The 23880-nt window shown below is 44.0% G+C and carries 23 protein-coding genes; 18 read left to right on the top strand and 5 right to left on the bottom strand.

From position 1 onward, the window contains the following. The first annotated feature begins 37 nt into the window (after positions 1-37). The 4 genes from F941_RS06590 (at position 38) to F941_RS06575 (ending at position 3347) form a co-directional block, all read left to right on the top strand. A complete protein-coding gene (locus tag F941_RS06590; protein WP_005009182.1) occupies positions 38-550 on the top strand; it encodes a hypothetical protein in 513 nt (170 codons plus the stop codon). 429 nt (positions 551-979) lie between these two features. Next, the gene (locus F941_RS06585; RefSeq protein WP_005009179.1) at positions 980-1987 is read left to right on the top strand and encodes an LLM class flavin-dependent oxidoreductase; all 1008 of its coding nucleotides are present in this window, start codon (positions 980-982) and stop codon (positions 1985-1987) included. Positions 1988-2138: 151 nt separating this feature from the next. After that, positions 2139-2600: an inner membrane protein YiaA gene (yiaA, locus tag F941_RS06580; RefSeq protein WP_005009178.1), complete on the top strand. Its 462-nt coding sequence runs from the start codon at positions 2139-2141 to the stop codon at positions 2598-2600. A 180-nt stretch (positions 2601-2780) separates the two neighbouring features. After that, positions 2781-3347 (top strand): NAD(P)/FAD-dependent oxidoreductase, encoded by a 567-nt coding sequence (locus F941_RS06575; RefSeq protein WP_005009177.1) that lies wholly within the window; start codon positions 2781-2783, stop codon positions 3345-3347. Positions 3348-3638: 291 nt separating this feature from the next. Here F941_RS06575 and ppsR read toward each other — a convergent pair whose 3' ends face one another. Continuing rightward, positions 3639-4475, bottom strand: coding sequence for a posphoenolpyruvate synthetase regulatory kinase/phosphorylase PpsR (ppsR, locus tag F941_RS06570; RefSeq protein WP_005009175.1), 837 nt, complete (start codon positions 4473-4475; stop codon positions 3639-3641). 153 nt (positions 4476-4628) lie between these two features. Here ppsR and ppsA point away from each other — a divergent pair, with 153 nt between their 5' ends. The 14 genes from ppsA (at position 4629) to alr (ending at position 20098) form a co-directional block, all read left to right on the top strand. After that, positions 4629-7007 (top strand): phosphoenolpyruvate synthase, encoded by a 2379-nt coding sequence (ppsA, locus tag F941_RS06565; RefSeq protein WP_005009174.1) that lies wholly within the window; start codon positions 4629-4631, stop codon positions 7005-7007. An 82-nt stretch (positions 7008-7089) separates the two neighbouring features. Then, on the top strand, positions 7090-7863 hold the full coding sequence (locus F941_RS06560) for an RDD family protein (RefSeq protein WP_005009173.1): 774 nt from the start codon (positions 7090-7092) through the stop codon (positions 7861-7863). Positions 7864-8167: 304 nt separating this feature from the next. After that, on the top strand, positions 8168-9244 hold the full coding sequence (gene cyoA, locus F941_RS06555; protein WP_005009172.1) for a ubiquinol oxidase subunit II: 1077 nt from the start codon (positions 8168-8170) through the stop codon (positions 9242-9244). Between the two features lie 3 nt (positions 9245-9247). After that, positions 9248-11236 carry a cytochrome o ubiquinol oxidase subunit I gene (gene cyoB, locus F941_RS06550; protein WP_005009170.1) on the top strand — a complete coding sequence of 663 codons (1989 nt, stop codon included), beginning with the start codon at positions 9248-9250 and terminating at the stop codon, positions 11234-11236. 4 nt (positions 11237-11240) lie between these two features. Next, positions 11241-11861: a cytochrome o ubiquinol oxidase subunit III gene (cyoC, locus tag F941_RS06545; RefSeq protein WP_005009168.1), complete on the top strand. Its 621-nt coding sequence runs from the start codon at positions 11241-11243 to the stop codon at positions 11859-11861. Beyond that, positions 11858-12187, top strand: a complete 330-nt coding sequence (cyoD, locus tag F941_RS06540) for a cytochrome o ubiquinol oxidase subunit IV (protein ID WP_026253413.1) — start codon at positions 11858-11860, stop codon at positions 12185-12187. The genes cyoC and cyoD overlap by 4 nt, the downstream gene beginning before the upstream one ends. A gap of 10 nt (positions 12188-12197) precedes the next feature. Beyond that, entirely contained in the window at positions 12198-13076 is an 879-nt protein-coding gene (gene cyoE, locus F941_RS06535; protein ID WP_005009164.1) for a heme o synthase, read from the top strand. Between the two features lie 104 nt (positions 13077-13180). After that, positions 13181-15295, top strand: coding sequence for a PA5441 family protein (locus tag F941_RS06530; protein WP_005009162.1), 2115 nt, complete (start codon positions 13181-13183; stop codon positions 15293-15295). Positions 15296-15302: 7 nt separating this feature from the next. Beyond that, the gene (locus F941_RS06525) at positions 15303-16055 is read left to right on the top strand and encodes a DUF3142 domain-containing protein (RefSeq protein ID WP_005009160.1); all 753 of its coding nucleotides are present in this window, start codon (positions 15303-15305) and stop codon (positions 16053-16055) included. Between the two features lie 160 nt (positions 16056-16215). Then, a complete protein-coding gene (gene rpsF, locus F941_RS06520; RefSeq protein ID WP_005009159.1) occupies positions 16216-16602 on the top strand; it encodes a 30S ribosomal protein S6 in 387 nt (128 codons plus the stop codon). A gap of 12 nt (positions 16603-16614) precedes the next feature. Beyond that, positions 16615-16842, top strand: coding sequence for a 30S ribosomal protein S18 (rpsR, locus tag F941_RS06515; RefSeq protein ID WP_004278792.1), 228 nt, complete (start codon positions 16615-16617; stop codon positions 16840-16842). Between the two features lie 9 nt (positions 16843-16851). Then, a complete protein-coding gene (rplI, locus tag F941_RS06510) occupies positions 16852-17298 on the top strand; it encodes a 50S ribosomal protein L9 (RefSeq protein WP_005009157.1) in 447 nt (148 codons plus the stop codon). A gap of 245 nt (positions 17299-17543) precedes the next feature. Then, complete coding sequence (dnaB, locus tag F941_RS06505) at positions 17544-18974, top strand: replicative DNA helicase (protein WP_005009155.1); 1431 nt, start codon at positions 17544-17546, stop codon at positions 18972-18974. A gap of 50 nt (positions 18975-19024) precedes the next feature. Further along, positions 19025-20098: an alanine racemase gene (gene alr / locus F941_RS06500; RefSeq protein WP_005009153.1), complete on the top strand. Its 1074-nt coding sequence runs from the start codon at positions 19025-19027 to the stop codon at positions 20096-20098. Between the two features lie 66 nt (positions 20099-20164). Here the strand turns inward: alr and F941_RS06495 are convergent, their stop codons facing one another. Genes F941_RS06495 through F941_RS06480 form a run of 4 tightly spaced genes read right to left on the bottom strand, consistent with a single transcriptional unit; the run spans position 20165 to position 23878 of the window. Then, on the bottom strand, positions 20165-20899 hold the full coding sequence (locus F941_RS06495) for a proteasome-type protease (protein ID WP_005009148.1): 735 nt from the start codon (positions 20897-20899) through the stop codon (positions 20165-20167). A 16-nt stretch (positions 20900-20915) separates the two neighbouring features. Beyond that, positions 20916-21695, bottom strand: coding sequence for a transglutaminase family protein (locus F941_RS06490; protein ID WP_005009147.1), 780 nt, complete (start codon positions 21693-21695; stop codon positions 20916-20918). Continuing rightward, positions 21692-22294 (bottom strand): alpha-E domain-containing protein, encoded by a 603-nt coding sequence (locus F941_RS06485; protein ID WP_005009146.1) that lies wholly within the window; start codon positions 22292-22294, stop codon positions 21692-21694. Before F941_RS06485 ends, F941_RS06490 begins: the two co-directional genes overlap by 4 nt. Positions 22295-22315: 21 nt before the next feature. Beyond that, entirely contained in the window at positions 22316-23878 is a 1563-nt protein-coding gene (locus F941_RS06480; RefSeq protein WP_005009145.1) for a circularly permuted type 2 ATP-grasp protein, read from the bottom strand. Between the last annotated feature and the right edge of the window lie 2 nt (positions 23879-23880).

Here is a 23880-nt window from a genome sequence, read left to right as displayed (position 1 = left end):
TATCAAGACAAAGATGATGTGCTCTCAGGAGTTAAAAATGAAAATCAATAAATTAATTTTAGGCGCTGTAATTACCGCCTCTGCATTTACAATGACCACAGCAAATGCAGGCAATACCACAAATACAGCCTTAACTTCTGCATTAGGTGGCGTTGTAGGCGCTGCAGTTGGCAAGCAAATGGGCGGCACAACTGGCGCAATGATTGGTTCAGCAATTGGCGGCGGTGCGGGTGCAGCGGTTTCAGCCGACCGTCGCGACCGCAATGGCGCAATCATCGGCGGCGCTTTAGGCGGCGCTGGCGGCTACACCTTGGGTAAAAATATGGGCGGCACCAATGGCGGTTACATTGGCGCAGCTGCAGGCTCTGCCGGCGGTGCAGTCTTAGGGAAAAAAGTAAGTGAAGACCGCCGCTATGATGATGAACGTTATGACCGCCGCTATAATGACCGCGGCTACCGTTCAAACAACTACCGCTACAATGACCGCAATTACTACAGTAAAGACAATGGCCGTCATTTAGGCCATTATAAAAATGGCAAACACCGTTAATTTACTGTTTAACCGCAAAAAGATGCATCAATTAAAAGCGCCTTCGGGTGCTTTTTTTGCATAGCGCAACTGATTCAGTTTACTGCTGCTCTGTAGCCCTTCAATCCATTTGCACAGCTGCTGTTAGGCTGTGTGCATCCGCTGTGCAACGTATTCATCAAACCGCATTTCCTTGATTCAATCTGCTGCCCTAAAATAAATTTAAATGCTTAAAAATAGAATGTGAATGTTTCCGGCTCTTGCAAAGCAAAAAGGGCAAAAACGCTTAGACTTTCTTCATCACTCCGCAATCAGGCACAGTCAGCCACTGATGATATTAAGAAGCAGACCATACCGCTGTGACAAATAAAACTTAATATCGAGTTATTTCGATATACACAACGCCACTTATATCGTATTATTTCGATATAACCTATTGAGAGAGCTATTATGCGTTCCTTAGAAGAAACAAAATTTTCTATTCTAGAACTTGCGCCAGTCCGAGAAGATAAAAGCATTCAAGATGCCCTACACCATGCACTGCAGCTGGCTCAGCATGCTGAAAAATTAGGCTATGAACGCATCTGGGTCGCAGAGCATCACAATATGGCCGGCATTGCGAGTTCAGCAACTTCTGTATTAATCGGCTATCTTCTGGCGAATACTTCAAAAATTAAAGTCGGTTCAGGCGGCATCATGCTGCCCAATCATGCGCCCTTAGTCGTCGCAGAACAATTTGGCACGCTGGCGACGCTTTATCCAGAACGCACAGAATTAGGACTTGGCCGCGCACCCGGTACAGATCAAGCCACGATGCGCGCTCTGCGCCGCGGCCATCAAGAAACAGAAGATCAGTTCCCGCGTGACGTCGCCGAAATATTGCAGTATTTTAAAGACCCGATGCCAAATCAGCGCATTGTCGCTACGCCGGGGCAAAGCACGCATGTACCAGTCTGGCTGTTAGGTTCAAGCTTATTCAGTGCCCAGCTGGCTGCTCAATTAGGCCTGCCCTATTCTTTTGCATCGCATTTTGCGCCCCGCATGTTAGGGCAAGCCATTCAGCTTTACCGTGACAATTTCACCCCGTCTGAATACTTGGATAAACCGTACGTCTCGATGGGGGTTCCCACCATTATCGCAGAGAGTGATGAAGAGGCTGAATATTTAGCATCTACACCGTATCTGCGCATTTTAAGCATGATTCGCGGCACACGCGGCAAGCTTCAGCCGCCTGTCAGCAACATCAATGAATTGTGGTCGCCTGCCGAAAAGCAATATGTCGATAGTTTCTATGCTGTTGCACAGATTGGCTCGCCAGAAACCGTCAAAAAGGGCTTGAATCAATTATTAACTCAGTTTGATGTAGATGAGTTTATTTTCACTTGCGATATTTATGACACTGAAAAACGCTTGAAAAACTTTGACTATTTAATGGAAATTAAACACCAAGCTGCATAACAGCTTCATCCCATGTTTAAAAGCTCGCTCCCATGCAGCGCTTTTAGACATGATAAAGATTCAGCGCCATTTCAATACCTCAGCGTTGCTTTCCTAAGGCTTTTCCGCATAATGAAATCATAACAACGAAAAACTGAATTAGGAAAAATGCATGAATCAGTATATTAATAAACCCACACCTGCATTTGTGGCGGCCAGCTGGGTGGCCCTGCTGGCTGGCGCCGCTGCCTATTGTATTGGCCTGTTCAATGCCGATATGCTGCTGAATGAAAAAGGCTATTATCTAATTTTAATTCTCTATGGGCTATTTGCATCGGTTTCCCTGCAGAAAATCATCCGCGATAAGCTTGAAGGCACCCACGTCACTCACATCTATTACGGATTGTGCTGGGCATCTGTTGCCATTTGCATTTTTCTTTTGGCCATCGGCTTATTTAATGCCAATTTAGCTTTAAGTGAAAAAGGCTTTTATATTATGGCTTTTTTGCTCAGCCTGTTTGGCGCAGTTGCGGTGCAGAAAAATATCCGGGATATGGAGTATTTGCGGCAGCACAATAAAACTGATCATTTGGAGCTGACAAGCAGCACTTTGCCTGAAAATAAAGAACATTAAAGAAAATAGCAGACAGTCATCACTTATCGCCAATAATGCCAGTTCAAAACAGACTGAATTGCCAATTCACAGCGATGACTGTTCAGACTCAAATCTTTACTTTACCTGCTGGGCTTTCTTCGCTATCAATATATCTGCACATAACTCGAACGATATAAAACGAAAATAGCAGATTATTTTATGGACACATTTCAAAAAGATGCCCCTTGCCCCGTCTTCAAAAACCTGCCGGAAGACTATGCTGAATTTCAAGGTGACTTAATTCAATCAGATGAAATTAAGCAAATGAATTTCATGGGCAAAAATGTCGCAATCATCAATATCGACCAAAATTCAGCATCGCTTCTCTCAGAGCTGTGTGATCAAGCTTCCCAAGTGGCGGTATTTCAAATTCATCCGCATTTTGTTTTGCCGAAATCTGAACGCTTCACACATAAATTAATTCAGCACCCGCTGTTTGCTAAAAATCGCCGCCTTTTTAACAACCGGATCAAAAGCCTGCTCGCATTGCGGTTTTTAGAAGACCAAGTGAAAGACACCTGGCTGAAGCATTTATTGATGCCCAATACCGCCATTCAAAATAAAGTTTTTCTGAAGGCTGATCTTTACTATGCTTCACTGCAGCGCGCCAACTGCACGCTGGTCACATGGCCTATTGTGAAAATTCACAGCCATGGCATTCAGGCAGTAACCGGCCATATCTATGCTTGTGACTGCATTATTTATAATTCAAATGAAAAGATGTAATGACAAAAGAATTGCGCAAGCAATTCTCCTTATTGCCGAAAAAGAAATTTTGGATACTGCGCTGAATGCAGAAAACCTTTCTGTTTATCCATTTACATAAAGCCTACCTCTAAATTTGCTGAAGCAATATTCTTTAGGTGCAATATTTGAGCAATAAAATAGTATTTATATAAAAAATGGGTGAAATGAGGGTATTTTTTTACAACATACTCATACTATTTACATATGAGCAGATAGCTTATTTTTATAATAAATGAGCTGCATTGCGCAGCCCATTTATCCTGATCAAGCTCAACCGATGCGGCGCTTCAAGCCAGTCATTTGAAGGACGCGGGTCGAAATTTCCTCAATTGACATCTCAGAAACGTTCAAATATTTAATGCCTTCTGAAATATAAATGCCTTCAATAGCGCGCAATTCCATCTGGCATTGATTAAAGCTTGCATAGCGGCTGTTGGCTTTTCGCTCACTGCGAATGGCAACTAAACGCTCAGCATCAATCATTAAGCCAAAAAGCTTTTGTTTATGCGGGCGCAGTACTGCTGGCAAGCGGTTATCGTCTAAATCTTCCTCAGTCAGCGGATAGTTTGCTACGCGAATGCCAAATTGTAATGACAAGTAGATGGAAGTTGGTGTTTTGCCTGAACGCGACACCCCAATCAGAATCAAATCTGCCTTGTCATAATGGCGTGTACGCGCGCCATCATCATTATCCAAAGCAAAATGCACCGCATCAATACGCGCCTTATAAGACTCAGAATCCGTCACTGCATGGGTCTGCCCGACTAAAGTTGTAGGCGATGTCCCCAGCTCATCTGACAGCTTACTAATAAGCCCTTCAAATACATCAAGATTTACAGCATCAGCAGTATTAATAATATCGCGCACATAGGGGTCAACCAAAGTATCAAACACCAGCGGTTTCTGACCGTCTTTTTGGGCCCGCTGATTGATTTCTGCAACCACATTCATTGCGGCCTCTTCCGAGGTAATATAAGGGATAATATGAATGTCAAAATCAACATGCGGAAACTGCGCCAGCAGTGAGTGTCCAAGGGTTTCAGCCGTAATGGCCGTACCGTCGGAAATAAAAAAAACACTCCGCTGAATCTGGTTACCTTCTGACATTAAAAATCTCCTCAATTATTTGTCTAAGTGCTATATAATCTTTATAGTGAACCATCTTACATGACTATCACTTAGTTGAATCAAAATGCTAAGTTTTTTGTTATAATTTCATGCCAAGATAGTGATTAATACTGCAAAAGTGGAGTAACAACTTTGGAAGCGCGCGTAATCGGTCTAGAAAAATTAGGGAAACACGACGTAGAACTCGTGGGCGGCAAAAACTCATCGCTCGGTGAAATGATCAGCCATTTAGCAAATGCTGGTGTTTCCGTACCGGGCGGTTTTGCTACTACCGCTGACGCTTATCGTGAATTTCTCGAGAAAAGCGGCCTAAACGCTAAAATTAATGCAGAGCTTGCTGCGCTTGACGTTGATGACGTAAATGCTCTTGCTGAAACTGGCGCTAAAATTCGTCAATGGATTGTAGACTCTCCGCTTACCCCTGAGCTAGAAAATGAAGTTCGTGATGCTTTTGCAGAACTTTCTAACGGCAACCCTGAAATCGCGGTTGCCGTTCGTTCATCAGCAACTGCAGAAGATTTGCCAGATGCATCTTTTGCGGGACAGCAGGAAACCTTCTTAAACATCCGCGGTATCGACAATGTCCTAATCGCAATTAAAGAAGTTTTTGCTTCGCTTTATAATGACCGCGCCATCTCTTACCGCGTACACCAAAACTTTGCGCATGACGTTGTAGCATTGTCTGCAGGCATTCAGCGCATGGTTCGCTCTGAAACCGGCGCTGCAGGCGTAATGTTCACCCTGGATACAGAATCAGGCTTCCGTGATGCTGTATTCATCACCGCTTCTTACGGCTTGGGTGAAATGGTTGTTCAAGGCGCAGTAAACCCTGATGAATTTTATATTTCTAAACCGCTTTTGAAAAATGGCAAGCACGCGATCCTTCGCCGCAACTTAGGCTCTAAACACCAAAAAATGATTTACGGTGAAGAAGGCGCTGCAGGCAAGTCAGTTGTTGTTGTCGATGTAGACAAAGCAGACCGCCAGCAATTCGCATTAAATGATCATGAACTTCAAGAACTTGCTAAACAAGCGCTGATCATTGAAGAACACTATCAAGCGCCGATGGATATCGAATGGGCGAAAGACGGTGATGACGGTCAAATCTATATCGTTCAAGCGCGTCCAGAAACAGTAAAAAGCCGTGAAAACGTTGGCACAATGGAACGTTACCTGCTGAAACAAAAAGGCACTGTAATCTGCGAAGGCCGTTCGATCGGTCAACGTATCGGTTCGGGTAAAGTACGTATCGTGACGTCTATTAAAGAAATGGACAAAGTACAAGACGGCGACGTGCTTGTATCTGACATGACTGACCCTGACTGGGAACCAGTAATGAAACGTGCCGCTGCAATCGTTACTAACCGTGGCGGCCGTACGTGCCACGCAGCGATTATTGCGCGTGAATTGGGTGTTCCAGCAATCGTAGGTTGCGGCAATGCAACTGAAGTGCTTGTAGACGGTCAAGAAGTGACTGTTTCATGTGCTGAAGGCGATACAGGATTCATCTATGAAGGTGCTTTAGATTTCGAAATCCAAAAGAACTCTATCGAATCTATGCCTAAGCTTCCGTTCAAAATCATGATGAACGTCGGCAACCCTGACCGCGCATTTGACTTTGCTCAAATTCCGAACGAAGGTATTGGCCTAGCGCGCTTAGAATTCATCATCAACCGCATGATTGGTGTGCATCCTAAAGCGCTTCTTAACATCGACAGCCTTCCGCGTGAAACCCGCGCAGCAGTGATGGCGCGTACAGCTGGCTATTCTTCTCCAATCGAATTCTATGTAGAAAAATTGGTTGAAGGTATTTCTACTCTTGCTGCTGCATTTGCAGACAAGCCAGTGATTGTGCGCATGTCTGATTTCAAGTCTAACGAATATGCAAACTTGATTGGCGGCAAACTGTACGAGCCGGAAGAAGAAAACCCAATGTTAGGCTTCCGTGGCGCTAGCCGTTACGTGTCTGACAACTTCCGTGACTGCTTTGAACTTGAATGCCGCGCATTGAAAAAAGCGCGTGACGAAATGGGCTTAACCAACATTCAAATCATGATTCCATTTGTCCGTACAGTTTCAGAAGCGAAACGTGTTATTGAGCTGTTGGCATTGAACGGCCTTAAGCGCGGTGAAAACGGCCTTAAAGTCATCATGATGTGCGAATTGCCAACGAATGCTTTGTTGGCTGAACAGTTCCTTGAGCACTTCGACGGTTTCTCTATCGGCTCTAACGACTTGACTCAGTTAACATTGGGTCTTGACCGTGACTCTGGTATTGTTTCCCACCTGTTTGATGAGCGTGATGCGGCAGTAAAAGCATTGCTTTCCATGGCGATTCACGCATGCCGTAAAGCAGGCAAATATGTCGGCATTTGCGGTCAAGGCCCTTCAGACCATCCAGACCTTGCAAAATGGCTGATGGAGCAAGGCATTGAATCTGTTTCACTGAATCCAGACTCAGTTTTAGAAACATGGTTCTTCCTCTCTGAAGAAAAAGCTCAACAAGCTTAACAATCTGTGTTAAAAAAAGACCCACATGTGGGTCTTTTTTTTCATCTATACTTTTTATATACGTTTTTGAGATTTTAGTTTTATGCAAATTTACTTGGCGCGAAATAATCAACAAGCCGGTCCATACAGCCTCGAGCAAGTCAATCAGATGCTTGCCGACCAGCAGGTTCTACTGACAGATCTGGCCTGGCACCAAGGCATGACTGAATGGAAAGCTTTAGGTGAACTCACTCAAGGTAAAACCGTATACCGACCTGAAGGCTACATCGCACCAGCCAGCGAGCAAAACTCATCTGCTCAAAGCAGTCAGCAAATGCGCAGTCCTGAAAAACAGGCTCCTCAGCAGGTGCTGGCCTCCATCCCTAGCCGTGTTTTGGCCAAAATCGCCGATTTACTGCTTTGGGTACCCGCCACATACATTCTGACTGGTTTCTTTTCTAAAGAAGAAGCGCAGCAATTCAATGCATTAAATGTTCAATTTATGGACGCAGTGTTTGGCACAGCAGCCAATCCGGTTTTGGCGCAAGAACTGCAAACCAAAATGATTGAGATGTTTTCACAGCAAGCCTGGATTGCAATGGGCGCATACATTTTTATTATGCTCGCCGTACAAGCCTTTCTGATTGCAAAAACAGGGCAATCCATCGGGAAAAAGCTGACTAAAATTAAGATTGTCGATGCCGAAACCGGTGAAAAAACCTCGCTGATGCGCGCATTTACACTGCGCAGCGTACTGTTCATTTTCTTGAATTTTGTTTTTTTATTCATTGCAATTATTGATCTGGCCTTTGGACTTGGCGCAAAGCGTCAAACTTTGCACGACAGAATCGCTAAAACCAAGGTTATAAAACAATAATTTAATGAAATTCAAAAGGGATGATTTTTTCATCCCTTTTTTTCCAGCATATTGAAATTAAAATAAAATTCTTATAATAAATCTGCAATTCCGACCAGTAAAATCGGTTTTTATAACAGTGATTTAAAGCATCTTTATGTATAGCTTAGTTGAATGATATGAGGCATAATGCCCTACAACGTAGCGGTGTCTCATGATTGAGAAGGATTTTCTATGTCTAAAAGAAAAGTTCTTAATCATGCGACACTATAATCGCTATCCCATAATTTAATTAGGGAATGGGACTCTTCACCGAGGTTGTAAAATGAGACAAACAATTTTAGCTGTATTGTCTTTATCTGCGATGGCTGCACTCTTGACTGGGTGTGGCGGTGATATGGTACTTCTAAACTCAAAAGGTCCAGTCGCACAAGGTCAATCAGACCTCATGATGACTGCGATCTATTTAATGCTTCTAGTGGTGATTCCATCAGCACTTATGGCAGTTTGGTTTGGCTGGAAATATCGCGCGTCGAATAAAGATGCAGACTATAAACCTACATGGGCACACTCTACTGCGATTGAAGTTGTAGTATGGGGCATCCCTGTAATCATTATTGGTATTTTAGCTTGGTTAACTTGGTGGGGTTCCCACAAGTATGACCCATACCGCCCAATCGAGTCAGACAAGGCTCCTTTGACTGTTCAAGTTATTGCTGAACAATTCAAATGGATCTTTATCTACCCAGAACAGAACATTGCGACTGTTAACGAATTACGCTTCCCAGAAAAAACTCCGGTTAGCCTTCGTTTAACATCTAACTTCACAATGAACTCGTTCTTTATCCCTGCATTGTCTGGTCAGATTTATGCAATGGCGGGTATGCAGACTCACCTGAACTTCTTAGCAAATGAAACTAGCCCAGCCGAAGGCTACCGCGGTTTCTCTTCTAACTATTCAGGCTATGGCTTCTCACAAATGCGCTTCCGCGCTCACTCTGTGACAGATGCTCAGTTCGCTGAATGGGTGAATGCAGTTAAGGCTGGTAACGGTACTTCAATTAACCCTGAAGCAGTTCAAAAAACTGTTTTAGACCAAGCTGAATTTGCAACCTTACGTGATGGCAACCGCTCTAAGCATCAAATTGAAGCGATGCTTGCACACGCTGAAACTGACAAGCAAAAAGAAGCAGCTGCTCTAGCTGAAGCAGAAGGTCCTTATCCTACTAAGCCACACCCTGTGACTTATTACTCTTCAGTAGAACCTAAATTGTTCGAATCTGTGATTAACAAATACATGAGCAACTACCATGGCGCTGATCATTCAGCTGCCGGTCATGAAGCTGCTGCTTCAGAAGCTCATGCAAATGCTGGTCATGCGACTGCTTCTGTAGGGGAATAAGACATGAGCTTATTAGGTAAGTTAGGTCCAGATGCAATTCCACACGATCCAATCGTGCTGGTTACTGTTGCAATGATGGTCCTAGGCGGTATCGCAGTTTTTGCGGGTATCACCTACTTCAAAAAATGGAACTACCTGTGGACTGAATGGTTCACGTCTGTAGACCATAAAAAAATCGGTATCATGTATATCTTCGTATCTATTGTCATGCTGGTGCGTGGCTTTGCTGATGCGATCATGATGCGTCTTCAGCTGTTCCTTGCAAAAGGCGGCGGCGAAGGCTATTTACACCCAGAACATTACGACCAAATCTTCACTGCCCATGGCGTGATCATGATTTTCTTCGTAGCAATGGGTCTGGTTGTCGGCTTAATGAACGTTGCTGTACCGCTTCAAATCGGTGCGCGTGACGTAGCCTTCCCATTATTGAACTCTTTAAGCTTCTGGCTGTTTGCTGGCGCTGCAGGTTTGATGATGGCCTCTCTTGCAATTGGTGAATTCGCTGCGACAGGCTGGATGGCTTACCCTCCACTGTCAGGCATTGAATACTCTCCAGGCGTAGGCGTGGACTACTATATTTGGGCACTTCAGATTTCTGGCCTAGGTACACTTTTAACGGGTGTTAACTTCTTTGTTACCATCATTAAAATGCGTGCGCCTGGCATGAAGCTTATGGACATGCCTATTTTCACTTGGACTGCACTTTGTACAGCTGTACTGATCATCGCTGCCTTCCCTGTGTTGACTGCAACTATTGCAATGCTTTCACTTGACCGTTACTTCGGTTTCCATTTCTTCACAAACGACATGGGCGGAAGTCCAATGCTGTATGTGAACTTGATTTGGACTTGGGGCCACCCAGAAGTATACATTCTTGTATTGCCTGCTTTCGGCATTTACTCAGAAGTTACATCTACATTTGCCCGCAAAACTTTGTTTGGCTACAAATCAATGGTGTATGCAACTATCGCAATCACAGTATTGTCATTCGTTGTATGGGTTCACCACTTCTTTACCATGGGTGCTGGCGCCAACGTTAACGCGTTCTTCGGCATCATGACCATGATCATTGCGATCCCGACTGGTGTGAAAATCTTCTCTTGGTTATTCACCATGTACAAGGGCCGCATCACCTTTACAACTCCAATGCTTTGGACACTTGGCTTCCTTGTGACTTTCGGTATTGGCGGTTTAACAGGCGTGTTGATGGCAGTTCCGCCAGCGGACTTCCTGGTGCACAACTCTTTATTCCTTATCGCTCACTTCCATAACGTAATTATCGGCGGTGTAGTGTTCGCAATGTTTGCGGGCATCATTTTCTACTGGCCTAAAATGTTCGGCTGGAAGCTGAATGAAGCTTGGGGTAAAGCATCGTTCTGGTTCTGGTTCTTCGGTTTCTACTTTGCATTCATGCCGCTTTATATCCTTGGCTTCATGGGTATGACTCGCCGTTTGAATACATATGACAACCCTGAATGGGATCCGTACTTGGCAATCGCGTTCTTCGGTTCTGTCCTTGTTGCTATCGGTATCTTCTGTTTTGTTATGCAAATCGTTGTCGGCTTCCTTCAACGCAATGACAATATGGACCTTACTGGTGACCCATGGGATGGCCGTGTACTTGAATGGTCTACTTCGTCTCCTGCTCCGTTCTATAACTTTGCTTATGTTCCTAAGATCAATGGTATTGATACTTTCTGGACTGACAAAGAAAACGGCATCGCATATGCGAAACCAACCAAGTATGAAGACATTCACATGCCAACAAACCGTGCTGCGGGCTTTGTAATTGCAATGTTTATTACAGTTATGGGCTTTGCTTTAATCTGGCACATTTGGTGGTTAGTGGCGATCACTTTCGTTGCAGCGATCATCAGCTTCATTGTTTCTTCTTTCACCAAGAAAGTGGATTACTATGTTCCAGCTGCTGAAGTTGAACGCATCGAAAATGAACGCTATGCGATCCTTGAAAAACACTTGAAGAAGGATTAAGACGATGGCTGAAGTACTTCATCACGACAACCACGGACACGATGATCATCATCACCATGATGATACAGACATCACTGTCTTTGGTTTCTGGACTTACTTGATGAGTGACTTGATCCTATTCGGTACACTCTTCATCGCATTCGCTGTATTAAGCAGCCACGTTCCAATGGGAACTCCAAGTGCAAAAGAATTGTTTGGCGAATCTTTAAGCTTCGTTTTAACTGAAACTTTTGCCCTGTTGATTTCTTCTGTAACGTTCGGCTTTGCTGTTCTTGCTGCATACAAGAAAAACGTTGGCCAAGTTCTGACTTGGTTAGCGATTACTTGGGTATTCGGTGCTGCCTTCATCGGCATGGAGCTTTATGAGTTCAATCACCTTGTACACGAAGGTTATGGTCCAAGCACCAGCGCGTTCTTATCATCGTTCTTTACTCTAGTAGGTACGCATGGTATTCACGTAACATCTGGTTTGGTATGGATGCTTGTGTTGATGTTCCAAATCAAGAAAAATGGTTTGACACTTCCAAACACTCGCCGTCTTGCTTGCCTAAGCTTGTTCTGGCACTTCCTAGACATCGTTTGGATCTGTGTATTCAGCGTAGTTTACTTAATGGGAGTTCTATAATGAGTCACGATCATAACTCAGCTGGCGCAGCGCACGGCAACACTAAACAGTATACTATCGGTTTCATCCTGTCAGTTGTTCTAACCATTATCCCTTTCGGTATGGTTATGGCTGGCGGATTTGGCCGCGGTCTGCTGGTTACTGTGATTGCAATTACAGCTGTAGCTCAGATCCTTGTGCAGTTAATTTACTTCCTGCACATGAACTCTTCATCAGAACAGCGCTGGAACGTTATTGCATTCGTGTATACGATTCTAACCGTTGCTATTCTGCTTGTAGGTTCTGTTTGGATTATGAACTACTTGCACTACAACATGATGATCTAAACTGGTCATCATGCTGAAAAAGTATTTATTCCTGACTAAGCCAGGAATTCTCTTTGGTAACTTCGTTACCACTCTGGGCGGCTTCTTTTTAGCCGCTCAGGGGTCTGTAGATTTCCTCCTCCTTCTCATCACCCTGCTTGGTACAACATTAGTTGTCGCTTCTGGCTGTGTCGTCAATAACGTCATTGATCAAGATATTGATCAAAAGATGGAACGGACGATGAACCGCGCATTGGTCAAAAAAACCATCAGCTCTTCCGTTGCTCTGGCATTTTCTGCTGCGCTTGGAATTGCAGGATTTTCCCTGCTGTGGTTCTTTGTCAATGCCTATGCTTTTGGCTTTGCTGTACTTGGTTTTGTGGTTTATGTTATTTTTTATAGTCTTTGGAGCAAACGCACTTCCATTCACCAAACCGTGATTGGCAGTATTTCTGGAGCAAGCCCTCCTGTGATTGGCTACACTGCTGTTTCAAATGAGTTTGATGTTGCCGCGCTGCTGATTTTCTTAGCATATGCGCTTTGGCAAATGCCGCATTCATGGGGAATTGCCGTCTACCGTTTTGATGACTATAAAAATGCCGGCATTCCAATTTTGCCTGTAGCGCGTTCAATTTTCCGCACGAAAGTTGAAAGCTTGATTTATGTCTTGCTGTTCGCTGCCGTGTTAAATGGTTTGTATTGTTTTGGCTATACCAATATGTTTTTCTTAATCACCTTTAACGCTTTATGCGCATATTGGGTGTATTTATCAATTATTGGATTTAAAGCTGAAAACGATCAGGTTTGGGCGAAAAGCTATTTCTTATATTCAGTCATTTTAATTACTGCATTAAGTTTCAGCTTCAGTTTCAGTTACGTCTCACCTGCTCCGCATTTGCCGCTGTTTTAAAAAAGATAGAGTTCTCTCTATCTTTTTTATTTCCGCTTCACATTCTTTAATTTACAAGCAACACTTGCTAAGATTGCGCGCACAATAATAAGACCGCGCACATCATGAAAAATTATTTCCAATGGCCTAAAACTTTAGTTGCCGCAACCCTGCTGCCACTCAATTTTGGCTTTAGCGCCACAAGCTTTGCAGGTATAGATGTTTCTTGCTATCCATCGACTAACATTCAAACCAATGCCTATACAGCCTGTGACAATTTGCCTGCGCTCACGCCCGCCAATGACAACCAAACCAATATGCTTCTACTCCTAAGCGATATGGGATTGGCTAAATTGAATTTTAATCAGCCAGATAGTCCGCTTTGGGAAACTGAATATAGCAATGTACCATTTGCGGCTAAAACATTGTTTAATAGCGCAGCCAATAAACGACCGAATGCCCGATTAAAGCCAAACAATAAAAAAACACCCTACCAAGAACATTGCAGCAGTCTAGACAATGGTGCGGATCAATTTAGCCAGCAGGTGAAAGCCGACAAAAATCTCAGCAAAGCGGAAAAAGATTTACTGATTCAAGAAAGACAAAATATCTCGGCCTGTGACCGTGATCTTGCCCTTATCCAAGTCAATCCGAACTGGTCTATACAAGCACGTCAGTATGCGTCTTATTTAAATGCAACCATTGCCTTTTATAATAGTAACTTTTCCACAGCCACTAAAATTTACTCAGTTTTAACTACGGTTGATCAGCCTTGGATCAAAGAAACATCGCAATATATGCTGATCCGCAGCAGCCTCAATGACAGCTATCAGTCGGGTGTCGGTGAATATGGCGACTTAAAAATCAATAAAGTAGATCAGACTTTACTCAAAAACACCTATGAGCATATCACTGCCTACTTCAAACGCTTTCCTGAGGGAAAATATGCGGCAAGCGCACGCGGTTTATTGCGTCGTTGTTATTGGCTAAGCGGAAATACCGAACTCCTGACCAACGAACTCGCATGGCAAATCAATCATCCTGATTCCAAATACTATAATTTAGAGCTCGATAATCTAGCCTTTGAAATGGATCGCCATGTTTTTCAAAGCCGCTCATTCAGTGCAAAAAATCTAAAAGATCCCTTCTTTCTGGCCATTTCAGATTTAATGCACATGCGTCAGGCAACATCGACAGAGGATAAAGTCTTAAGCTGGCCTGAACTCGACACTCAAAAAACACTATTTAAGAGTCAGCCAGAACTGTTCCAATACCTGCAAGCCAATCACTTATTCTTTGTGCAGAACAAGCCAGCCGAAGCTTTAAAATACTTACCAGAACATTTCTCTAATTCAATTAATAGTTACCTTCAACTCAGCCAAATATTGTTAAAAGGTCGTATTTTAGAAAAACTCGGACAAACTCATAATGCGCAGCAGTATTGGGAAGGTTGGCTGAGTCGATCAAAGTCCATCGAACAGCGTGGCTTATTTGAGCTGATGCTATATCCACATTATGCCCAACAGCAAAATGCCAGCGCCTTTATCAGTTCAGATGCTAAAATCAAACAAGCTTCATTGCAAAAAAGCTTTATTGAAAATGAAGCCAATGAAAAAAGCTTAATGCAAATTGTCCAGAGCAAAGCATCAAATACAGATCAAAAAAATTTAGCTTTATATAAAACTTTGCAAAAGTCATTGGTACATCAAAACTTTAAACTGTTTAATCAAGCCTTTATACTACTGCCACAAGATGCCGCGAAGTATAAATATGACTCAGAAACATATCAAAACTATAAAAATCAACCGCCCCTTAGTGATTTCATTTGGGCAGGAACAAAAATCACGCCACAAATGCAATGCCCTGACTTATTCAATCTGACTCGAAAACTTGAAAATTCACCTCAAGATTTAAAGCTCCAGCTTTGTTTGGGCGAATACGCACGCTCGACTCAAGGCTACAACATAAGCTATGTCACCGCTTTAGAAAAAGAAACTTCCAGTTTCCATGGTACAATTTTTGCCCGTGGCCAAGTGTATAAAGACATCATCAAATCCAGTTCTGTACCCGATTTAAAAGCTTATGCGCTTTATCGCTCAATCATGTGTTATTCACCAAGCGGGATGAATGACTGTCAGGATGCAGAGGTTGAAAAATCCACCCGTAAACAATGGTTCGACCACATTAAACGCGACTATCCAAGTACCTCTTGGGCACAATCTTTAAAGTATTACTGGTAAGACGTATATGTTGAAGCAGATTTTTACAGTTGTTATGACGTTGATCTGTATGCTGAGCATCATAGCTTGTCAGCCGAGTCTGTCAGCTTCAACATCTGGTCGGGTAGATGCCGAAGACTATGATGCATTTTGGATTTGGGGCAATATTTCATCAGCCCCTTACCTCAAAGCGGCTAAAGAAATTTATGTTTTACAAGGTGAAATCCGTTTAGATTCCCAAACACATCACTCTAAGCTTATACCGCAAGGCGTCAGCGTCTTAACAATTCCTCAGCAAAAGGTGTGGCTGGTTTTTCGTAATTATCATTTAGACTGGCAAGGTCAAGAGCTTACACAAATTTTAAACCGTATTCAGCAATGGGAAAAAAAAGGCAATCATCTTCAAGGCATACTAATTGATTTTGATGCCAAAACACAAAATCTTCACGCTTACGCCCTGTTTCTAGCTCAATTAAGACAGCAGCTTCCTGCAAAATACAAACTCAGCATCACCGGCTTGATGGACTGGAGCAATATGCAGGATGCCAAAACGCTTCTATTATTCCGCAATAATATTAATGAAATGATCATTCAAACTTATCAAGGCTCAACAACCATCCCGAATTATGAAGCCTATCTGCATAAAATTTCCAAACTGAAGCTGCCGTATAAAATTGGCGTAGTACAGCGCGGAGAATGGAACCCCGTGCTTAATTTTTCTGCAGATCCGAATTTTAAAGGCTATGTGGTTTTTCTTTTACGCAACCCATCTACACCGTAAATACCATTAAAAAATAGGGGGCTTTTTAAATGAATGCCTTGTATTTATACCCTAAACGCTCTAAAATTCACGCTTCGCAAATATTGCGGCACAACTCCGGTTGTGACTCCTTGCCCTTAATAATTACGTTATGGGCTGTATAATCCGTAAGGAGCTGACAATGCGTCATTACGAAATCGTACTTTTAGTACACCCAGATCAAAGCGATCAAGTGGTTGGTATGGTAGAACGCTATATCTCTCACATCAAAGATGCTGAAGGTCAAATTCACCGTCTTGAAGATTGGGGCCGCCGTCAATTGGCTTACCCAATTAACAAAATTCATAAAGCGCACTACATTTTAATGAACGTTGAATGTGGTCAAACTACGCTTGATGAGCTTGAAGAATTGTTCCGTTACAACGATGCAATCATTCGCAGCTTAATCATCCGTCGTGAAAACGCTATCACTGAAGAGTCACTATTGGCTAAGAGTGCTGAAGAAAAACGTGCGCGTAAAGCTCAACGTGAAGAAGCACAACAAGCTCAAGACTCTGCTGAAGCATAAGGAGAACATAACATGGCACGTTTCTACCGTCGTCGCAAGTTCTGCCGCTTTACAGCTGAGAACGTTACATATATCGACTACAAAGATATCGACACTTTAAAACAGTACATCACTGAAAACGGCAAGATTGTTCCTAGCCGTATTACAGGTACTAAAGCTCGTTACCAACGTCAATTAGCGCTTGCTATCAAACAAGCTCGCTACTTGTCTTTGATCCCTTACACTGACAATCATAAGTGAGGTTGAGCTGTGGATATTATCTTATTACAACGCATTAAAAACCTTGGTAAATTAGGCGATAAAGTTTCAGTTAAAGCTGGTTACGGCCGCAACTACCTTATCCCTCAAGGTCAAGCAGTAGCCGCTACTGAAGCTAACACTGCTGCTTTTGAAGCTCGCCGCGCTGAACTTGAGAAAGCTGAAGCTGATGTTTTAGCTGCTGCTCAAGCACGTGCTAGCCAATTAGATGAAGTTAACATCGTAATCACTGCGAAAGCTGGTGACGAAGGTAAACTATTCGGTTCTATCGGTACTCGTGACATCGCTGACGCGTTAACTAATGCTGGTCTAGCTGTAGACCGCGCAGAAGTTCGTTTGCCAAATGGTGCGCTTCGCAACACTGGTGAATTCAACATCGTAATCCAATTGCATCATGATGTTGCTGCTGAAGTTCTCGTTACTATCGTAGCTGAGTAATTTTCTGCAAAAAAAAGAGCATGCTTTTGCATGCTCTTTTTTTATCTTTAATTTTTGCATATTTTTCATTGAAAACCGTTCAGCTTGATGCTGAGCTTCATCATTCATTTCTGCTTGAGCGAAAATATCTATTCGCATTTCAACCTCAATAGCGGGTATGATTTGCCTTGCAATGATGATTGAAATTACGTTTCCATACCCCATTTTCATTTAAGCACTGACTGTATCAAAAATCAGGGATTTATATGTCACAGGCGATTGCCAGCACAAAAGCGGAACCCAAAAATAGCGAATCTGGCCAGCTGAAAGAGTTCCGCACGCCTCCGCATAACCTTGCAATCGAACAGGCGGTATTGGCAGCCTTAATGACCGTTGCTGAGTCATTCGAACAAGTCGGCGATGTACTGACAGAAAATGATTTTTATGCCACACGCCATAAATATATCTTCCGCGCGATTGATCAGCTTTCTAAAGACAGCTCGCCTTATGATGCCGTTTTGGTGCATGACTGGCTGACCAAGCAAAACCTGCTGGATGCCATTGGCGGTGAGGAATACCTCATGCAGCTGATGTCCGACTCCCCTTCAAGTTTCTACAACTTAGAAACCTATGCCAATAAAATTAAAGAATTTTCTACTTTAAGAAGCATGATTAAAGTCAGCTCAGAAATTCTGCAGAATGCCTACGACACCAAAGGCCGCACAGTCAGTGAAATTTTAGATCTGGCCGAAACCAATATTTTTTCCATTGCTGAGCAGCATAACAATAACGCGAAAGCGCAAGGCCCAAAACCCATCAACAGCGTTGTCGCTGATGTATTTGATAAATTAAATGAACTGTCTCAAATGGAAGGCAGCATCACCGGTTTAACCACCGGCTTTGTAGAGCTGGATAATAAGACCTCAGGCATGCAGGCTGGTGACTTGATTATTGTCGCTGCCCGTCCATCGATGGGTAAAACCACCTTTGCCATGAATTTGGTTGAAAGCGTGCTGTTTAATAATAATTTGCCCGCACTGGTTTATTCGATGGAAATGCCGGCAGACTCTATTGCCATGCGTTTGATCTCTTCTTTTGGCCGCGTTCATCAAGGCCATCTGCGTGCCGGCAAAATGGATGCGGATGAATGGTCCAAAGTGACCAGCACCATTGTGCATTTGCAGGAAAAAAACCTGTATATTGACGATTCATCCGCCCTGCCGCCGACAGAATTGCGTTCCCGCGCGCGCCGGATTGCCAAAATGCACGGCGGCAAGCTGGGCTGCATCATGGTCGACTACTTGCAATTAATGAAAGTGCCTGGCATGGGCGATAACCGTGTCGGCGAGATTTCGGAAATTTCTCGAAGCCTCAAGGCATTGGCCAAAGAAATGCAATGCCCTGTCATTGCGCTGTCCCAGCTTAACCGTGCGCTGGAAAACCGTCCAAATAAGCGCCCCGTAATGTCGGATTTGCGTGAATCCGGCGCAATCGAGCAGGATGCCGATTTGATCATGTTCATTTACCGTGACGAGGTTTATAACAAAGAATCAAAAGAAGCCGGCACTGCGGAAATCATTATCGGCAAACAGCGTAACGGCCCGATTGGTACTGTCCGTCTAGCCTTTGAAGGCCAATACACCAAATTCAGCAATCTTTCACCTGAGTTTTATGCTCAATACGATGATGAAGAATAAGTCTTCTTCATCACCGCTTTTTCTTCCATGACCCTGCAGGAGTAATTAGGGTGCGCCAAGCAACAGTTTATATTGACAGTGAAGCACTGCAGTATAATTTAAACCGTGTCAAACAACTTGCCCCAACCGCTAAAATCGTAAGTATGGTGAAAGCCAATGCTTATGGACATGGAGTTAAAGACTGCTTAGCAGCCTTAGCCGATTCCGACGCCTTTGGTGTCGCCTGCCTTGAAGAAGCCATCGAAATCCGCGAACAGGGTTATCAGCAGCCCATCACACTGATTGAAGGCATTTTTTCTGATGATGAAATGCAAGCCGCAGTTGATAACAGCATTGAAGTGATCGTGCATCAGCAGCAGCAATTAGATTGGCTTCGCGCTTATAAAGATGCCTACATTGCCAAAGGGCTGAAAGTTTGGGTCAAACTGAACAGCGGCATGAACCGCCTTGGCTTTAAAGTGCCGGAAATCATTGATGTGATTAATTCACTCAAAGCCGAAGGTTTCACTTGCGTTTTAGCCATGCATTTTGCCAATGCCGATGCTGATCACCATCCTCTAAATGACCAGCAGCGCGCGCAATTCCTGCAAGTTAAAGAAGCCTGTGCACCAGTAATGGGCTCTTGCTGCAATTCAGCCGCCATTTACAAATGGCCTGAACTGAATTTTGATTTTGTCCGCCCTGGCATTATGCTGTACGGCGCTTCGCCTTTTGCAGACAAATCCGTCCATGACTTAGATTTAAAGCCAGTCATGACCTTTACTGCCGAAGTGATTGCGCTGAATTCCATTCAGGCCGGTGAATCTGTCGGTTACGGTTCCACTTTCGTCGCTGATAAAGTGATGGATCTTGCCATTGTATCCATTGGTTACGGCGACGGATATCCGCGCGCCTTTCTAAAACAAAACTATGTCGCGGTCAATGGCCAGCCAACCCGAGTGATTGGCCGTGTCGCGATGGATATGATTGCGATTGATGCAACTGGACTAGACTTAAAATTGGGCACTGAAGTTGAACTTTGGGGCAAAAACCGTTTAGTGGATGATGTTGCTGAAGCCAATGGCACGATTGGCTATGAATTGCTGTGCCGCCTGAGTGCACGCCCTTTGCGTAAAACAAAATAATTCATACTTTCCATAAAAAAGCCCAATCCTTGGGCTTTTTATGCTTAAAATTTTCTCACTAATCAACTATTCAAAATAATCGATTGTCGGTACAGGAAGCTCCTGCAGCCCCCGCTTCAGCAAGGCCGACCACTGCTTACTGATATTGGAAAAATAAGGATCTTCTTCATAAATCCGCTTTCCAATCGGCACATGCAAACTGTCTTTATGATAAACCAGCGCATCTAAAGGCAAGCCCACAGATACATTGGAGCGTAGCGTTGAATCAAATGAAATCAAAGCGCAGCGCAAAGCCTCATCCATCGGCATATCATAATGCAGCGCCCGGTCTAAAATCGGTTTGCCATATTTACTTTCACCTATTTGAAAGAATGGCGTATCTGAGGTTGCAGAAATAAAATTCCCTTGCGGATAGACATTATACAGCTGCATGACTGCGCCTTTAATTTGCCCCCCGACCAGCAGACTGCAGTAGTAATTGCTTTGTTCCACGGTATCTGACGTGACATCCGCAATGACTTTACGCAAAGTGTGTCCGACCAGTTCTGCAATTTCAAACATGGTATTTAAACTGTACAAATTCGGTTCTTGCTTGGTTTCCAGCTGATTTTGCAAGTGCCCGATAACGGCCTGTGTCGTCGCTAAATTTCCAGAGGTTTGAATCACAATCATACGCTCGCCCTCTATGCCAAAAGTATAGAGCTTGCGGAAAACGGAAATATGGTCAACCCCAGCATTGGTTCTGGTGTCACTGATAAACACCATTCCATCTTTTAAGCGCAATGCACAGCAATAAGTCATTTCCTATCCTTTCTTCCTAACAGCTGAGTACCTGAACTATAGAATTCATGGACTCAAAGCCTCCTTTTTCACGCACGCCGCGGACTGGCGCGACATCCCAGTAATCCCGCCCGATTGCCACATAAATATGCGAATTGGGTGTAAACAGCTGATTACTGACATCAAAACAATACCACGCATTCTGTAAAAATACTTCTGCCCAGGCATGACTTGCCAGATGCATCGTCTGAGGCACAAACAAATAACCTGACACATAACGGGCGGGCAATCCTAGATATTTGCACATTGCAATAAACACATGGCTATGATCCTGACATACCCCCTGCCTGCAGCTGAATGCCTGAATTGCTGAAGTATTGACCGACGTTGTGTGCGGCATATAGGGAATATAATCCAGTACCGCGCGCGCTAAGCGGATGAGGCATTCATGCCGAAGCGCGGACACATGCGACAAAGCAAATTGCTTCATTTCCTCATTGCATAAGGTGCTTGCTGTCGGCTGCAAAAACAGGTGGGGATTCAGCGAATTCAAAGCGCCAAATTGGCTATCTGGATTCATTTCCACCAGCCCTTGCGCCATGATGGTCATTTGGCTATAAGGCTCCCGTTGCGAGCTGGTCAGCCAAATATTGCTGAACGCATCCTTCTGAGTTCCCTTCTGCCCTGGAATGCTGATATCCCAATGATGCACGCGCTGATGCGTATTCGTCGATGGAATCATCTTAATGTATTGAATGCTACTCTGCACAGGCGCACTGTAGGAATAATGCGTTTGGTGATTCACCATTAACTTCATGCATCCGCCTCAAACATGGTTTGGATGTGGTCGCTAAATTGATACAGCTGCACGCTGCAAGGCGCCGTTTCCAACTCTGACAAGACCTCTATCAAGCCATCCCAGCCAACTGCTGTTAAAGCGGCGGCAAGATGCTTAATTTTATCCATTGTCAGTCGTGCATCTTGATTCAGGCGGAATTGACGGTCTAAATCCTCCACGCATTGCCCTAAACTGAAAAACAGGAAGACCGCCTCCGATTCAGCTGAAAGCACCTCTTGGCAGTCTGCCGCCACATCACAGATATAGCCTGCATTTTCACTTGCATTTTGAATCAGCTTATTCAATTCCGCATAGCCTTGCGCAGACAGGACCCCGCGCAAATCTAAAATATTGTTCTGCGCATACTGAAACTGTGAAATAAAGGAGCTGGACTGCTGCGGGTCTAAAACCAATTCATTCAAAGAACTGGCATCAAATGCCGGCAGGCAAAAGGCATGTGCATAATCACGGGCAGCCTCGTCCTCCTGAAATGGAAAAATGCTGCATAAATACTGTGTGCGTGTTAAATAACGGCCTAGCCAAAAAATATGTTCAGCATTGCTGTTTAATAAAATCATTTCCGCCCCTTGTATGAAGTTCTAAGAATGCAGATTGTCGACAACCCAAGTGTCCTTAATGCCGCCGCCTTGAGAGGAATTCACCACCAGCGAGCCGGCCTGCATGGCTACGCGGGTTAACCCGCCCGGAACAATCTCCGTGCGGTATGGCGAACTCAGCACAAATGGCCGCAAGTCAATATGACGCTCTGCAGCGCCAAAATTTGTCAGCGTAGGGCATACCGACAAATCTAAAGTCGGCTGAGCAATGTAAAGATGCGGCGACGCAAGCACTTTCTCTTTGAAAGACGCAATCTGCTGCCGTGACGCCTGCGGGCCAATCAGCATGCCGTAGCCGCCTGAACCTTGCGCTTCTTTCACGACAAGCTGATCCAAGTGGGCAATCACATAATCAAGGTCCTGCTGCTCGCGGCATTGATAGGTTGGAACATTCTTTAAAATAGGCTGCTCAGCCAAATAAAAGCGGATCATCTTATCGACATAAGGATAAATCGATTTGTCGTCTGCTACGCCAGTCCCGGGTGCATTCGCCAATACAACATTGCGGCTCAAATAGGCGGACATCAGTCCGGCAACCCCAAGTGTGCTGTCTGGCTTAAAGCACAGCGGGTCTAAAAATGCATCGTCTACCCGTCTATAAATTACATCAACCTGCTGCCGGCCTTTGATGGTTTTCACATAAACTTTATCGTTTTCTACAAAAAGGTCACGTGATGTCACCAAGGGTACATCCATTTCCCTTGCCAAAAAGGCATGTTCATAATATGCGCTGTTATAGCGGCCAGGCGTCAGCACTACAATAAAAGAATGATCGCTATAGGCATTTTCCGCCAGCACTTCCTTGAGTAATTTCGGATACTGCTCAATCCCTAGAATTTTGCTTTGCCTGCATAAATCCGGCATTAACTTTTGGCTGATCTTGCGGCTTTCCAGCATATAAGATACGCCGGACGGCGTTCTTAGATTATCCTCCAGCACATAAAACTCACCGCGGTTGTCCCGAATGATATCTATTCCGCTAATTTGACTGTAAATATTTCCTTTCAGCGCATGCTGATACATATGCGGCTGATAAGCCTCATGAGTCAGCACCTGCAATTCAGGCACAATGCCTGCTTTTAAAATATCCTGCTGATGATAAATATCATGTAAAAACAGATTTAAAGCTTTCACGCGCTGGGCGCTGCCCGCTGCAATTGTATTCCATTGCTTTTTTGCAATCACCCGCGGAATTAAATCAAAAGGAATCGTCCGCGCCGCACCCTGCTCATCCCCATAAACAGTAAATGTAATCCCCTCATATAAAAAATGTTCTTTCGCGCGCAAATTCAATTCATTTAATTCATCTATCGTATGCTGAGACAGCCAGTGTTCAATTCGGCTGCAAGCTTCTCCGCAAATTGCCTGATCATCGCGCATTTCATTAAAAAAACTGGATTTTAAATGCTCAAACAGCGCGTATGATTTTGCAGCCGCAGAGTCTTGGGTTAAAGTTAAATCCGCCCCTATACGGCCTGTAGCTGTATCGGCTGCATACACCTCTAATGCAGCGCTGGAAGTTGTATCTTGATTTTCTTTCAGCATAC

It is taken from the genome of Acinetobacter bouvetii DSM 14964 = CIP 107468, assembly GCF_000368865.1.
In the GTDB taxonomy this organism is placed as follows: Bacteria; Pseudomonadota; Gammaproteobacteria; order Pseudomonadales; family Moraxellaceae; genus Acinetobacter; species Acinetobacter bouvetii.
Note: the sequence above shows the minus strand (reverse complement) of the source record. Positions and strands in the feature narration are given on the sequence as shown.